Source organism: Cupriavidus sp. 2TAF22 (assembly GCF_052115045.1).
Taxonomy (GTDB): domain Bacteria; phylum Pseudomonadota; class Gammaproteobacteria; order Burkholderiales; family Burkholderiaceae; genus Cupriavidus.
Map to the genome: position 1 here is coordinate 12,482 of NZ_JBFRFX010000024.1, position 13,868 is coordinate 26,349.

A 13,868-nucleotide genomic window follows, 5' to 3' on the forward strand; every position below is an offset into this window, starting at 1 on the left:
AAACATGGCGCCTTGCGGCGGACCCGGCACTCCGGGGTTTCGTTGCTGGCAGGCAACAGAAACCCCCGCTTTGAGGATAACGCCGCGCCTGTGCGCGGCGTTGTCGCGATCGGCTGCCTATTTTTCCGTGCGTTGGGCCACAATACAGCCGGCATATGTCGGGCTGTGGAGGCGGTTTGCCGCACGCCCGTACGAGTTGGCGCGGGGCTCAGTCGGGACGCTAACTTGCTGCGCTAAACCATTGATGTTAAGTTAATTTCACTACTAAAACACAACGGAGCACAAGGTGAGTGTGAGCCAACATCGCCGGAAAGATGCGCCTATCGCCCGTCAGCGCTGGTCAACGCTGGCCTTCACGGCACTGGGTCTGCTGCTCGCGCAGCCGGCTGCCTATGCCGCGGGATTCGGGCAATTACGGGTACAGTCGAATCTGGGTCAGCCGCTACAGGCGGAAATCGATATCAGTGGTGTCAGCGCCGAGGAAGCGGACGGTCTTTCCGTCAAGCTTGCCGCGCCGGACGCTTATGCCAGGGCCGGCCTGACCTACCTGCCAGCCGTCAGCAGCCTGCGCTTGCAGGTCGAGCGCCGTCCCAACGGCAGCTACGTGGCGCGGGTGCGTTCCAACCAGCCGATCAGCGAGCCCTTTGTCGATATCCTCGTCGACATGACCTGGGCGAGCGGCAAGGTCTCGCGCGCCTACACATTCCTGCTCGACCCGGCCGGCGCCAAGCCGACCAACCAGACATTCTCGCCCACCACGGTGGTGCAGGCAGGCACGCCTGACGAGTCGGGCGGTGCCAGCGTGCCGGCCCCGGCCGCCGCGCCTGTTCCCTTGACGGCGGCGCCGGCCGAGACGGCTCCGCCCGCCCGCCCGCAAGCCAGGGCACCCGCGCCGCGGCCGCGCCGCGAAGCGCCGGCGGTGGCCACGGCGGCCTCGGGTTCCTACACGGTGCAGCGTGGCGACAATCTCTCCTCGATTGCCGGCGATGCCATGCAGGGCCAGGACGGCGTCTCGCTCGACCAGATGCTGGTCGCGCTCTATCGCAACAACCCCAATGCCTTCGTCGGCGGCAATATGAATCGCCTCAAGGCGGGGGCGGTGCTCAAGGTGCCGAGCCAGCAGGAGGCGCAGTCGGTCGCGCCGCGCACGGCCCGCCGCGAGGTGGTGGCGCGCACGCAGGGCTTCGATGCCTACCGCAGCCGGCTGGCCACGGCCGCGGCCGCGCGCTCGGTGGAGGCCGGGAGCGGCCGCTCGCAATCGGGCAATGTCACCGCCCGCGTGCAGGAGCAAGCCGCGCCGGCTGCCGGCCCGCGCGACGAACTCAAGCTCAGCAAGCCGGAGCGGGGCAGCCAGGCTGCCGCCACCGCCGCGGCCGAAGCCGATATCGCCAAGGAACGCCAGCTCAAGGAAGCCGAGACACGCCTCGCGCAGCTCGAGAAGAACGTCACCGACATGCAGCGGCTGGTCGAGCTGAAGAACGCCGAGATCGCCAAGCTGGGCCAGGCCCAGGCCGCCAAGAGCGCGGACAAGGAAGCCCCGGCGCCGGCGGCCGCGCCGACGGTAGTGCCGGCCGATGCCGCCAAGGCCGACTCCGCAGCCGCTCCGGCAGCCAGCGCCGCCGCGGCGACAGCGGCAGCCGCGGCAGCGGCGGCAAGCGCGTCCGCACCGGCGACCCCGGCACCGCAAGCCACGGCCGCCGCGGCCGGTGCCAGCGGCGCCGGCGCCGAGGTGGCAGCCGCCGCCAAGCCTGCCGCCGCTTCCGCACCGGCGGCCACGCGTCCGCCCGTGGTGACGCAGCCTCAGCCGGTGGCGCAGCCGTCCTTCCTCGATGGCGTGCTGGCCAACCCGATGCTGCTGCCCGGTGGCGGCTTGCTGATCGCCTTGCTGGGCGGCTATGCGATCTATCGCCGCCGGCAGCAGCAGAAGGCCAGCGAGAACGCCGCCTTCCAGGACAGCATCCTGTCGCAGGAAAGCACCGTCATGGCCGGCGGCCACTCGCTGTTCGGCGCGGCCGGCGGGCAGAGCGTCGACACCTCGCAGCACAGTGTGTTCGGCGCGGATTTCCGCATCGGCAACAACACCGCGGAAGCCAACGAGGTCGATCCGATCGCCGAGGCGGATGTCTATATCGCCTATGGGCGCGATGTGCAGGCCGAAGAGATCCTGCGCGAAGCCCTGGAGCAAAATCCTGAGCGCCAGGCGATTCGCCTCAAGCTCTTGGAGATCTACAACAATCGTCAGGATGTGGAAGGTTTTCGCGTGATTGCAGAAGAAATGTTCGCCCAGACGGGCGGGCAGGGGGCGGAGTGGGCACAGGCGATCGAGATGGGACGCCGCCTGGACCCGGGCAATGCCTTGTACCTGAGCGTGGCGCCCGATATCGCGAGCGACACCACGACCCTGCCGGGCGATCAGTGGCGTACCCACGATCCCTCGCAGGATCCGGCCGCACCGCCGCGCGAGACGGCCATGTCTGACCTGGCCGACCTGGCCATGCCGCTGGACGGCTTTCCCGCGCCGGCGGCCGGCACGCCGATCACGGCGCCGGAGTCCGCCGCGCTGGCGTTCGGCCATGCCGAGGCGCCCTCGGCGCTGGCCACGCGCCTGGACGACGGTCTCGACCTCGACCTGCCCGCGCCGGCCGGCGCGCACAGCCTTGGCGGCAACGACGTACCGCCGCTCGACGCCCCCACGCGCAGCCGCCCGATGGACTTCGATATGTCCGGCATCTCACTGGACCTGAATGCGTCGGGCCCGGCCAGCGCCAACGCTGATCACCTGTCCGCCGCGTTCGACGAGCCTTTGCGGGATGCGGGCGTGTCGTTGCCGGCACCCACCATGCTGCGCGATGGCAAGCTGTCCGAGCCGATCGACCTGGCGCGGGTCAGTGCCGAAAGCGCGTTCGACACGGTGCACGGCATTTCGCCGAGCACCTTGTCGGCCGATCCCGCCGATGGCGGCCGCGACATGCAGATCAAGTTCGATCTGGCGCGCGCCTACATCGAGATCGGCGACAGGGAGGGCGCGCGGGAGCTGCTGCAGGAAGTGGTCGACCAGTCGCAGGAACCGCTGCAGACCGAGGCCCGTTCCCTGCTGCGCGAGGTGGCCTGACAGGCGAGCCTGTATGATGGCGGGCTGGGCGCGGATGCGCCGGCCCGCCGCGGATGCGCCGGGAGCGTGGCTTCCGGCGCATTTGTTTTTGGGGTTGCCGCGGCACGCGCCGGCCGCTTCCCGTTCGCTCCCTGTTCGCTCGCTGTTCGGTTTCCTGTTCCTCGTCCGCCACCCGCTTTTCGTTACATGACCCGCATCGCCCTAGGCCTCCACTACGACGGTGCCAGCTTCTCAGGCTGGCAGTCGCAACCGCACCGCAATACGGTGCAGGACCGGCTCGAGGATGCGATCGAGCGCTTTGCCGGCACGCGCATGCTCACCACGGTGGCCGGGCGCACCGATAGCGGCGTGCATGCGCTGGGCCAGGTCATTCATCTCGATACCGAGCTTTCGCGCGAACCGTTCTCGTGGGTACGCGGCATCAATGCCTTCCTGCCGCCATCGATCTCGCTGCAGTGGGCGCAGCCGGTCGACGAAGGCTTCCACGCCCGCTTCCTGGCCTTCGAACGCATGTACTACTACGCGCTCTACGTGGGGCCCCACCGGGTACCGCTGGTGCACGGCAGGGCGGGCTACCTGATGCTGCCGCCGGGGCAGGGGCTGAATGCGGATGCCATGCGCGAGGCCGCCGGCTGCCTGCTGGGCGAGCACGACTTCTCCGCCTTCCGCGCGGCCGAATGCCAGGCCAAGTCGCCCGTCAAGACCATGTACGACGTCAGCCTCAAGGCCGACGGCAACTGGCTCTTCGTGCGCTTTCGCGCCAGTGCCTTCCTGCACCATATGGTGCGCAACCTGATGGGATGCCTGGTGGCGGTCGGACGCGGGCGTTACCCGCCGTCATGGCTGGCGCAGATCCTGGCCGGGCGCGACCGTGCCAAGGCCGCGCCCACCTTTATGCCGGATGGCCTCTACCTGGCCGGCGTGAAGTATCCTGAGCCCTACCGCCTGCCCGCCGCCGACGCGACCGGCAGCCTGTTCCATGGAGTGTTTGCCGATGAACCCGTTGCCTGAACCGGCCGCCGCCGCGCCGCGCCGCACGCGCATCAAGATCTGCGGCCTCACGCGCGAAGAGGACGTGCGCGCCGCCGTCGATGCCGGCGCCGACGCGATCGGCCTGGTGTTCTATCCGGGCAGCCCCCGCTACGTCGAGGTGGCGCAGGCGGCCGCGCTGGCGGAGGCGGCCGGGCCGTTCGTCTCCGTGGTCGGCCTGTTCGTCAACGCGGATGCCGAGGAGATCGCGCATGTGGCTGAGCGGGTGCCGCTTACGCTACTGCAGCTCCATGGCGACGAGACGCCGGAGGACTGCGCACTGATCGCGCGGCGTTGCCAGTTGCCATTTCTGCGTGCGGCACGCGTCCAGCCGGCCCTCGATTTGGTAGAATTCGCGAATCTGCACCGCGATGCCGCTGCCTTGCTGCTCGATGCCTTCGTCGAAGGCTACGGCGGTGGCGGCCACGTCTTCGACTGGACCCTGATACCCCCCGCATGGCTTCCGCCTATCCACAACCCGCCCGCAAGCGCCGCTCCTCGGATCGTTTTGAGTGGTGGGTTGAACGCGCAAAACGTCGCTGGCGCGATTGAGCGCGTGCGGCCTTACGCTGTCGATGTAAGCAGCGGCGTGGAGGCTGCCAAGGGCGTGAAAGATCACGCCAGGATTGCCGCGTTCGTGCGCGCAGTGCGCAGCGCGGATGCCGGGTGAGGCGGGCGCTTCCCATCTGCCGCTTTCCGGTTTTCCGCATGCYCCGCGCCTGCCAGGCGCACGACCCCATTTCATCGGATTCCTGCCAGACCGGCCAGGGGTCCTGATCAGACGAGCTGACACATGTACGACCTGCCCGATTCCCGTGGCCATTTCGGCCCCTATGGTGGTTCCTTCGTTTCCGAGACGCTGGTGCATGCACTGGACGAACTGCGCGAAGCCTACGCTCACTACCAGAAGGACCCCGAGTTCGATGCGGAATACCGTCGCGAGCTCAAGCACTTCGTCGGCCGCCCCTCGCCGATCTATCATGCGCAGCGCTGGAGCGAGACGCTCGGCGGCGCGCAGATCTATTTCAAGCGCGAGGACCTGAACCACACCGGCGCCCACAAGATCAACAACGTGATCGGCCAGGCCCTGCTGGCCAAGCGCATGGGCAAGCCCCGCGTGATCGCCGAGACCGGCGCCGGACAGCACGGCGTGGCCACGGCCACCATCGCCGCGCGCTTCGGCATGGAGTGCGTGGTCTACATGGGTTCGGAAGACGTCAAGCGCCAGGCTGCCAACGTCTACCGCATGAAGCTGCTGGGCGCTACCGTGGTGCCGGTGGAAAGCGGCTCCAAGACCCTGAAGGACGCGCTCAACGAAGCCATGCGCGACTGGGTCACCAACGTCGAGAACACCTTCTACATCATCGGTACCGTGGCCGGGCCGCATCCCTACCCGATGATGGTGCGCGACTTCCAGTGCGTGATCGGCGAAGAATCCAAGGTGCAGATGCCCGAGCTGACCGGCCGCCAGCCTGATGCCGTGATCGCCTGCGTGGGCGGCGGCTCCAATGCCATGGGCATCTTCTACCCGTACATCGAGCACAAGGACGTGCGCCTGATCGGCGTCGAAGCCGCCGGCGACGGGCTCGACACCGGCCGTCACGCGGCCGCGCTGATCGGCGGCTCGCCGGGCGTGCTGCACGGCAATCGTACCTACCTGCTGCAGGACGCCAACGGCCAGATCATCGAGACCCATTCGATCTCGGCGGGCCTGGACTACCCGGGCGTCGGCCCCGAGCATGCCTGGCTCAAGGACATCGGCCGCGCCGAATACGTGCCCATCACCGACGAGGAAGCGCTCAAGGCCTTCCATGACTGTTGCCGCATCGAGGGCATCATTCCCGCGCTGGAATCGAGCCACGCCATCGCCTACGCCTGCAAGCTGGCGCCGACCTTGCCCAAGGACCAGCTGCTGCTGGTGAACCTGTCCGGGCGCGGCGACAAGGACATGCACACCGTGGCCGAGCGTTCGGGGCTGAAGCTCTGATGCGCGATCTGTTCACGCCAGGCGCCACCGAGGGTGGCACCGCAACCGCGCCGAGCGCGGCGCCGCAGCTGCTGCTGTACCAGGAAGACATGCTGGAGGGCATCAAGCGCCTTGCCGACGAGTCGATCGACCTGATCGTGGCCGATCCGCCCTACGGCCTGGGCAAGGACTACGGCAACGATTCCGACCGCCTCTCGGGGCCGGCCTACCTGGAGTGGTCGGCCGCGTGGATCGACGCCGTGGTGCCCAAGCTGGCGCCGCGCGGCTCGCTCTACCTGTTCTGCACCTGGCAGTACTCGCCCGAGCTGTTCGTGATGCTCAAGCAGCGCCTGACCATGATCAACGAGATCATCTGGGACCGGCGCGTGCCGAGCATGGGCGGCACCACGCGCAAGTTTTCCTCGGTGCACGACAACATCGGCTTTTTCGCGCGGGCGCGCGACTACTACTTCGACCTCGACCCGGTGCGCGTGCCGTACGACGCCGAGACCAAGAAGGCACGCAGCCGCCCGCGCTTCGAGGGCAAGAAGTGGCTGGAGGTGGGCTACAACCCGAAGGACCTGTGGAGCGTGCCGCGCATTCACCGCCAGGACCCGGAGCGCGCCGCCCACCCGACCCAGAAGCCGCTCGACATCGTGCAGCGCATGGTGCTGGCCAGCTGCCCGCCCGGCGGGCTGGTGCTCGATCCCTTCACCGGCAGCGGCACCACCGCGGTGGCCTGCGCGCAGCACGGACGGCGTTTCGTCGGGTTCGAGATGAATCCCGAGTACGCCAGCGTGGCGCGCGAGCGCGTCGCCAAGTGCATCATCGCGCCGCAGGCCGAGCCCGCCGCCCTGATCATCGCCGCAGCGAACGACGAGCCCATGCAGGCTGCCTCGTCCACGCCGCTGCCCAACTTTGCCAAATGACCATGTCCCGAATCCAATCGACTTTCGCGGCGCTGGCCGCGCAGAACAAGAAGGGCCTGATTCCGTTCATCACCGCCGGCGATCCCGAGCCCGGCCTGACCGTCGCGCTGATGCATGCGCTGGTGGCGGGCGGCGCCGACGTGATCGAGCTCGGCGTGCCGTTCTCCGATCCGATGGCCGACGGCCCGGTGATCCAGCGCGCCTCCGAGCGCGCGCTGGCGCAGGGCGTGTCGCTGACCCAGGTGCTGGCCTGGGTGGCCGAGTTCCGCCAGACCGACAACGCCACGCCGGTGGTGCTGATGGGCTACGCCAACCCGATCGAGCGCATGGGGGAGGAAACCTTCGCCCGCGCCGCGCGCGCGGCCGGCGTGGATGGCGTGCTGGTGGTGGACTATCCGCCCGAGGAGTGCGAGTCCTTCGCCGCGCTGATGCGCGCCAGCGACATGGATCCGATCTTCCTGCTGGCGCCGACCTCCACCGATGACCGCATCGAGGCGGTGGCCAAGGTCGCCAGCGGCTATCTTTACTATGTATCGCTCAAGGGCGTGACCGGCTCGGCTACGCTGGATCTCGACAGCGTGGCCGCGCGCATTCCGCTGATCAAGCGTCACGCCAACCTGCCGGTGGGCGTGGGCTTCGGCATCCGCGACGCGCAGACCGCCCGCGCGATCGGCAGCGTGGCCGACGCGGTGGTGATCGGCAGCCGCCTGGTGCAGTTGCTCGAAGATGCGCCGCGCGGCCAGGCAGTGGAATCGCTGCGGGCCTTTATCGCGGAGATCCGCCAGGCGCTCGACGCCTGAAGGTGATTCGGGCGGCACCGCCGCGCATGCCTTGTGCGGGCGGTGCGGCGGCGACAACATTGAATTTGGCGGTTAAGTGCCGCAACGTGCGCATTGACCCGGCGGAACGGGGACTGCGAACGGCAGGCGTGGTAAATTCGCGGCCTGACATGTTCCGCGCATGTGCCGAAAGGAGCCTTTCATGAGCTGGTTGGATAAACTCCTCCCTCCCAAGATTCAACAGACCGACCCCTCCACCCGCAAGGGCATTCCGGAAGGGCTGTGGGTCAAGTGCCCGTCGTGCGAGTCGGTTCTGTACCGCACCGACGTCGAGGCCAATCTGCACGTCTGCCCGAAGTGCGACCACCATATGCGCATCCGCGCGCGCGAGCGCCTGGACGGGCTGCTGGACGCCGAAGGCCGCTATGAGATCGGCCAGGAGATTGTCCCGGTCGACGCGCTCAAGTTCAAGGACACCAAGAAATATCCGGACCGCATCAAGGCCGCCATGGATGACACCGGCGAGACCGATGCCATGGTCGTCATCGGCGGCGCGATCCATACGATCCCGGTGGTGGTGAGCTGCTTCGAGTTCGAGTTCATGGGCGGCTCGATGGGCTCCGTGGTGGGCGAGCGCTTCGTGCGCGGGGCCCAGGCCGCGCTGGAACAGAAAGTGCCGTTCATCTGCATCACCGCCACCGGCGGCGCGCGCATGCAGGAAAGCCTGCTGTCGCTGCTGCAGATGGCCAAGACGACCTCGATGCTGAACCAGTTGTCGGCTGCCAAGCTGCCGTTCATCAGCGTGCTGACCGACCCCACCATGGGTGGCGTCTCCGCCAGCTTCGCCTTCCTCGGCGACGTGGTGATCGCCGAGCCCAAGGCGCTGATCGGTTTTGCCGGCCCGCGCGTGATCGAGCAGACCGTGCGCGAAAAACTGCCGGAAGGCTTCCAGCGAGCCGAATTCCTGCTGCAGAAGGGCGCGATCGACATGATCGTCGACCGCCGCAAGATGCGCGACGAGATCGCGCAGTTGCTGGCGCTGCTGCAGAAGCAGCCGGCGGATGCGGTAGCGTAAGGACGCCAGCCGGATCCGGTGAGAGGGAAAGCGCGGACGCTCGTTCGCGCTTTTTCGTTTGTGGGCGGCTTTCGGCAGGGGCGGCGCTCATGCCGGCCTGGTCGTTGAGTTTAGCCCAGGTGCCCCAATATCCCTTCCTCGCGCTGGCGTCCTCATTGCCGCAGCCGGCGTCTAAGCTATAGGCAGATCCAGCATCCCGGGCCGCGCTCGGCCCCCAACGCTCCACAGCAACATCCCGTACAAGACCACGCCCATCATGCCGATCTTCACTTCCCTCCCCGAATGGCTCAACCATCTCGAAACCGCCCATCCGGTCGGCATCGACATGGGCCTGGCGCGCATCACCCGCGTCAAGGAAGCCCTGGGGCTGCGCATCGATGCGGTGGTGTTCACGGTGGGCGGCACCAACGGCAAGGGCTCCACGTGCGCCATGCTGGAGCGCATCCTGCTCGAGGCGGGCTACAAGGTGGGCTGCCATACCTCGCCGCACCTGATCTCGTTCAATGAGCGCGCGCGCATCAATGGCGAGTTCGCCACCGATGCGCAGTTGCTGCCGCACTTCGAGGCGGTCGAGCGTGCGCGCACCAGCTTTGCCGATCCGGTCAGCCTGACCTATTTCGAGTTCACCACGCTGGCCATCATCCAAGCCTTCGCCGCGGCGGGGCTCGACGCCATGGTCCTGGAAGTGGGACTGGGCGGCCGGCTGGACGCGGTCAATGTGATCGACACCGATTGCGCCGTGCTGACCAGCGTGGATATCGACCACACGCACTACCTGGGCGATACGCGCGAGAAGATCGGCTACGAGAAGGCCGGCATCTTCCGCCCCGGTGTGCCCGCCATCGTGGGCGATCCGGTGCCGCCGCAGTCTGTCATCGACCATGCGCAGGCCATCGGCGCGGACCTGTGGCTGGTGGGCCGCGATTTTCGCAGCCAGGCCTCCAAGGGCCAGGAGCGCCAGCAGTGGGAGTGGAGCGGGCGCGAGCGCAAGCTCAACGGCCTGGGCTATCCGGCGCTGCGCGGTGCCAACCAGTTGCTCAACGCCTCGGCGGCACTGGCGGCGCTGCAGGCCATGCGGTCGCGCCTGCCGGTGAGCGCGCAGGAGGTGCGCAACGGGCTGGCCTTCGTGGAGCTGCCGGGCCGCTTCCAGGTCATGCCGGGGCGTCCCGCGGTGATTCTCGATGTGGCGCACAACCCGCATGCGGCGGCTACGCTGGGCCAGAATCTCGAGAATATGGGCTTCTTCCGTTACACCTATGCCGTGTTCGGCGCAATGGAAGACAAGGACATAGCGGGCGTGCTGCGTCAGTTGGCCGACAAGGTGGATCACTGGTGCCTGTGCGACCTGCCCACGCCTCGCGCGGCCAGCGCGGCGGATTTGCTCGCAAGGCTGGAAGAGGGCGGTTTCCAGCCCGGCCCGGATGCCACCGCGGCCTGTTTTCCCAGCCCCGAGGCGGCTTACCGGGATGCCCTCGGCAGGGCGACCGAGAATGATAGAATTCTGGTCTTCGGATCGTTCTACACCGTGGCGGGGGTGATGGCGTATCGCGCCACGCAGGCAAATTGAGGTGCGCGGCCGCCAGGCGTGCTTCCGGGGCTGACGCCGGAGCCAACCGCCGCGCAGACTGAGCGACATTTTCAACGGCCGGGTTTCCGGCCGGAGCACCGAACCAATCTATGGGCCTGCTTTCGCTGTTTTCTTCCCGCAAGGGCAATGCCCCGGCACCGGAGCGCGGGCGCCGCTCGCGTTCGGACCCGGGTGCGGGCATCGCCTCGTCGCGACGCCTGGCCGAGGAGTACGCGGACGACACGCTCGACCCGGAATTCCCGCAGAAGCAGCGGGCGCGCCGGCGCCTGATCGGGGCCGTGGTGCTGATGGTCGCGGCGGTCATCGTGCTGCCGATCGTCTTCGAGACCCAGCCGCGCCCGCTCGTCGAGAATATCTCCGTGCGGGTCGACGGCGGCCAGGGCGGGGCCAAGGCCAAGGCCGATACCCGCAAGGCGGATCCGCTGCCGCCGACGCCGCAATCCAAGGCGGATACCCAGGGGCTGGACGCCGGCGAGGAACTGGTGGCCGATACCGGCGACGGCAAGCCCGCCGCCGCGGCGCCTGTCGCCAGCGACAAGTCCGACAAGTCCGATAAGTCCGATAAGTCCGACAAGCCTGCCGACAAGCCCGCAGCGCGCGCCGAGGCCAAGACCGGCAGCGGCAAGTTCCTGGTGCTGGTCGGGGCCTTCTCCTCGGAAGACAAGGCCAAGGGATGGCTGGCCAAGCTCAAGGCCAGCAAGGTGCCGGCCTATATCGAGAAGAAGGTGCTGGCCGATGGCGAGCGCGTCCTGCTGCGGGCTGGCCCGTTTTCCGACCGCGAAGCGGCCGATGCGGCCGAAAAGCGGGTACGCGCCGCGGGCCTGACCGCCAAGGTGATCGAACAATGAAGCGGTGGCGGCCCCGGATCCGTCCGGCAGCCGCCTCGTGACACCGTATTTGCATGCATCCGACTTTCTTCGATTACAGCGTCGCCTTTATCCTGATTGCTTCCAGCCTGATCGGCGTGCTGCGCGGCCTGGTGCGCGAAGTGCTTGCGCTGATCGGCTGGGTGGTGGCGTTCCTGGTGGCCTATCACTTCGCCGGCACGGCGGCGCGCTGGATTCCGGAGTCGGTGCCGGGCGGCGAGCTGGCGCGTGGCGCGCTCGGGTTCGGCGTGCTGTTCATCGGCACGGTGATCGCCGCGGGGCTGGCCGGCGCCGTGCTGGGCCAGTTGCTGGAAAAAACCGGGCTCAAGCCCGCAGACCGCGGCCTGGGGCTGGTGTTCGGCCTGCTGCGCGGCGTGCTGGTGGTGATGTTCGTGGTGACCCTGGCCGGGCTCACCAAACTGCCTGAAGAGGCGTTCTGGCGCGATGCGCTGTCCCGGCCCTACGTGATGCAGGCGATGGAGTCGCTGCGGCCGTGGTTGCCGCCGGAAGTCGCCAAGTACGTCAAGACATGAGGCCGGGCAGATCCCCCGGCCGGTAGTACGCGGGCCCCGTCCTACAAGGGCAGGGCCGCGCCCCGATTCAAACGCTTTTCCTGGGAGCTTGGCATGTGCGGTATCGTCGGTGTGGTTTCCTCCACGCCCGTTAACCAATTGATTTACGACAGCCTGCTGCTGTTGCAACATCGTGGACAGGATGCGGCCGGCATCGCTACCGCGAATGGCAGCACCTTCCACATGCACAAGGCCAACGGCCTGGTGCGCGACGTGTTTCGCACGCGCAATATGCGCGGCCTGCCCGGTGCCGCCGGCATCGGCCAGGTGCGTTACCCCACCGCCGGTTCGGCTTCGAGCGAGGAAGAAGCCCAGCCGTTCTACGTCAATGCGCCCTACGGCGTGATCCTGGCCCACAACGGCAACCTGACCAACTGGAAGCAGTTGCACGAGGAGCTGTTCAGCCGCGACCGTCGCCACATCAACACGCACTCCGACACCGAAGTGCTGCTCAACGTGCTGGCCGACGAACTGCAGCGCGCCAGCAGCGGCCTCGCGCTGGACCCGGCCACCATCTTCAGGGCCGTGGCCGGCATGCACCGCCGCGTGCGCGGCTCGTACGCCATCGCCGCGCAGATCGCCGGCTACGGCATGCTGGCCGTGCGCGACCCGTTCGGCATCCGTCCGCTGTGCCTGGGCAGCGTCGAAACGCCGACCGGCAAGGAGTGGATGGTTGCTTCCGAATCGGTGGCGCTCGAAGGCATCGGCTACAAGCTCGAGCGCGACGTTGCGCCCGGCGAGGCCATCTTCATCGACCTCGACGGCAAGCTCTACACGCAGCAGTGCGCCGACAATCCGGTGCTCACGCCCTGCATCTTCGAGTACGTCTACCTGGCGCGCCCGGACTCGTGCATCGATGGCGTGCCCGTGTACGACGCGCGCCTGCGCATGGGCGACTACCTGGCCGAGAAGATCCGCAGCGAAATCTCCGCCGGCGACATCGACGTGGTGATGCCGATTCCCGATTCCAGCCGCCCCGCGGCCATGCAGGTGGCCAACAAGCTGGGCGTCGGCTATCGCGAAGGGTTCTTCAAGAACCGCTACGTGGGCCGTACCTTCATCATGCCGGGCCAGGCGGTGCGCAAGAAGTCCGTGCGCCAGAAGCTCAATGCCATGGGCGTGGAGTTCAAGGGCAAGAACGTGCTGATCGTGGACGACTCCATCGTGCGCGGCACCACCTCGTTCGAGATCGTGCAGATGGCGCGCGACGCCGGCGCCAACAAGGTCATCTTCGCTTCGGCCGCGCCGCCGGTGAAGTTCCCCAACGTCTACGGCATCGACATGCCGACCCGCAGCGAACTGGTCGCCCACGGCCGCAGCCATGAAGAGATCGCAAAGATCATCGGCGCGGACAAGCTGGTCTACCAGGATGTCGATGCGATGAAGCAGGCCGTGCGCGATATCAACCCCAAGCTGAACGACTTCGACGCCTCGTGCTTCGATGGCCGCTACGTCACCGGCGATATCGACGAGGCCTACCTCGAACGCCTGGAAACGGCGCGCAGCCAGGCCGACCGCGACGGCACCGGCGGCGATGCAGAGCGCTCGCAGCTGCACCTGCAGCGCTCGGGCAGCAACGAGTAAGTCCGGGCAGCCGCGCCGGCGCGCGCCGTGGAGTTGACGCAGACCGGGCCCGGCCGTAACATGGCCGGGCGTCGATTTGATTGTCAGCTTGCGGACGCGGGTCCTGCCGGAGCGTGATTGCCGGAACAGGAAATGACCCGTCACAGGGAAATGCCCGAAACAGCTAAAGCGGAAGGCCGGCTTCCCGGTCGTGCGCACCGAAGGCACGAAGGCAAGCCTGCATCCCGCCGCAGCGCGGAGCCTATCCTCCCAGACACAAGCAGCCCGTCGATTCGGCCAGCCAGGCCAATGGATCGCACGGGCTTTTTGTTGCCGGCCGCACCCGTACGACCCGGTGGCCGGCGCAACGTGTTCAGCGCATCCGACGT

The 13,868-nt window shown here is 67.7% G+C and carries 11 protein-coding genes; all 11 read left to right on the forward strand.

Features of this window, described 5'->3' with window-relative positions:
* Positions 1-286: 286 nt before the first annotated feature.
* The 11 genes from AB4Z48_RS26040 to purF all read left to right on the forward strand — a co-directional run bounded on the left by AB4Z48_RS26040 (position 287) and on the right by purF (position 13,500).
* On the forward strand, positions 287-3,112 hold the full coding sequence (locus AB4Z48_RS26040; RefSeq protein WP_441619314.1) for a FimV/HubP family polar landmark protein: 2,826 nt from the start codon (positions 287-289) through the stop codon (positions 3,110-3,112).
* Positions 3,113-3,298: 186 nt separating this feature from the next.
* On the forward strand, positions 3,299-4,123 hold the full coding sequence (truA, locus tag AB4Z48_RS26045) for a tRNA pseudouridine(38-40) synthase TruA (RefSeq protein WP_441619316.1): 825 nt from the start codon (positions 3,299-3,301) through the stop codon (positions 4,121-4,123).
* Complete coding sequence (locus AB4Z48_RS26050; RefSeq protein ID WP_441619318.1) at positions 4,107-4,811, forward strand: phosphoribosylanthranilate isomerase; 705 nt, start codon at positions 4,107-4,109, stop codon at positions 4,809-4,811. Before truA ends, AB4Z48_RS26050 begins: the two co-directional genes overlap by 17 nt.
* A 123-nt stretch (positions 4,812-4,934) precedes the next feature.
* Positions 4,935-6,128 carry a tryptophan synthase subunit beta gene (trpB, locus tag AB4Z48_RS26055; RefSeq protein ID WP_441619320.1) on the forward strand — a complete coding sequence of 398 codons (1,194 nt, stop codon included), beginning with the start codon at positions 4,935-4,937 and terminating at the stop codon, positions 6,126-6,128.
* Positions 6,128-7,036 (forward strand): DNA-methyltransferase, encoded by a 909-nt coding sequence (locus AB4Z48_RS26060; RefSeq protein WP_441619322.1) that lies wholly within the window; start codon positions 6,128-6,130, stop codon positions 7,034-7,036. Before trpB ends, AB4Z48_RS26060 begins: the two co-directional genes overlap by 1 nt.
* Before the next feature lie 2 nt (positions 7,037-7,038).
* A complete protein-coding gene (gene trpA / locus AB4Z48_RS26065) occupies positions 7,039-7,836 on the forward strand; it encodes a tryptophan synthase subunit alpha (RefSeq protein ID WP_441619324.1) in 798 nt (265 codons plus the stop codon).
* Between the two features lie 181 nt (positions 7,837-8,017).
* The gene (gene accD, locus AB4Z48_RS26070) at positions 8,018-8,890 is read left to right on the forward strand and encodes an acetyl-CoA carboxylase, carboxyltransferase subunit beta (RefSeq protein ID WP_441619326.1); all 873 of its coding nucleotides are present in this window, start codon (positions 8,018-8,020) and stop codon (positions 8,888-8,890) included.
* 256 nt (positions 8,891-9,146) lie between these two features.
* Positions 9,147-10,457 carry a bifunctional tetrahydrofolate synthase/dihydrofolate synthase gene (folC, locus tag AB4Z48_RS26075; RefSeq protein WP_441619328.1) on the forward strand — a complete coding sequence of 437 codons (1,311 nt, stop codon included), beginning with the start codon at positions 9,147-9,149 and terminating at the stop codon, positions 10,455-10,457.
* Positions 10,458-10,567: 110 nt separating this feature from the next.
* Positions 10,568-11,326 (forward strand): SPOR domain-containing protein, encoded by a 759-nt coding sequence (locus AB4Z48_RS26080; RefSeq protein WP_441619330.1) that lies wholly within the window; start codon positions 10,568-10,570, stop codon positions 11,324-11,326.
* A gap of 53 nt (positions 11,327-11,379) precedes the next feature.
* A complete protein-coding gene (locus AB4Z48_RS26085; protein WP_441619332.1) occupies positions 11,380-11,877 on the forward strand; it encodes a CvpA family protein in 498 nt (165 codons plus the stop codon).
* A gap of 93 nt (positions 11,878-11,970) precedes the next feature.
* Positions 11,971-13,500: an amidophosphoribosyltransferase gene (purF, locus tag AB4Z48_RS26090; protein ID WP_441619334.1), complete on the forward strand. Its 1,530-nt coding sequence runs from the start codon at positions 11,971-11,973 to the stop codon at positions 13,498-13,500.
* The last annotated feature ends 368 nt before the right edge of the window (positions 13,501-13,868 follow it).

Bases quoted from the DNA above. Each gene is read 5' to 3' on its own strand.
- purF (WP_441619334.1), top strand. From the start codon at position 11,971: ATGTGCGGTATCGTCGGTGTGGTTTCCTCCACGCCCGTTAACCAATTG.
- AB4Z48_RS26050 (WP_441619318.1), top strand. From the start codon at position 4,107: ATGAACCCGTTGCCTGAACCGGCCGCCGCCGCGCCGCGCCGCACGCGC.
- accD (WP_441619326.1), top strand. From the start codon at position 8,018: ATGAGCTGGTTGGATAAACTCCTCCCTCCCAAGATTCAACAGACCGAC.
- trpB (WP_441619320.1), top strand. From the start codon at position 4,935: ATGTACGACCTGCCCGATTCCCGTGGCCATTTCGGCCCCTATGGTGGT.
- AB4Z48_RS26080 (WP_441619330.1), top strand. From the start codon at position 10,568: ATGGGCCTGCTTTCGCTGTTTTCTTCCCGCAAGGGCAATGCCCCGGCA.
- truA (WP_441619316.1), top strand. From the start codon at position 3,299: ATGACCCGCATCGCCCTAGGCCTCCACTACGACGGTGCCAGCTTCTCA.
- AB4Z48_RS26060 (WP_441619322.1), top strand. From the start codon at position 6,128: ATGCGCGATCTGTTCACGCCAGGCGCCACCGAGGGTGGCACCGCAACC.
- trpA (WP_441619324.1), top strand. From the start codon at position 7,039: ATGTCCCGAATCCAATCGACTTTCGCGGCGCTGGCCGCGCAGAACAAG.
- AB4Z48_RS26085 (WP_441619332.1), top strand. From the start codon at position 11,380: ATGCATCCGACTTTCTTCGATTACAGCGTCGCCTTTATCCTGATTGCT.
- folC (WP_441619328.1), top strand. From the start codon at position 9,147: ATGCCGATCTTCACTTCCCTCCCCGAATGGCTCAACCATCTCGAAACC.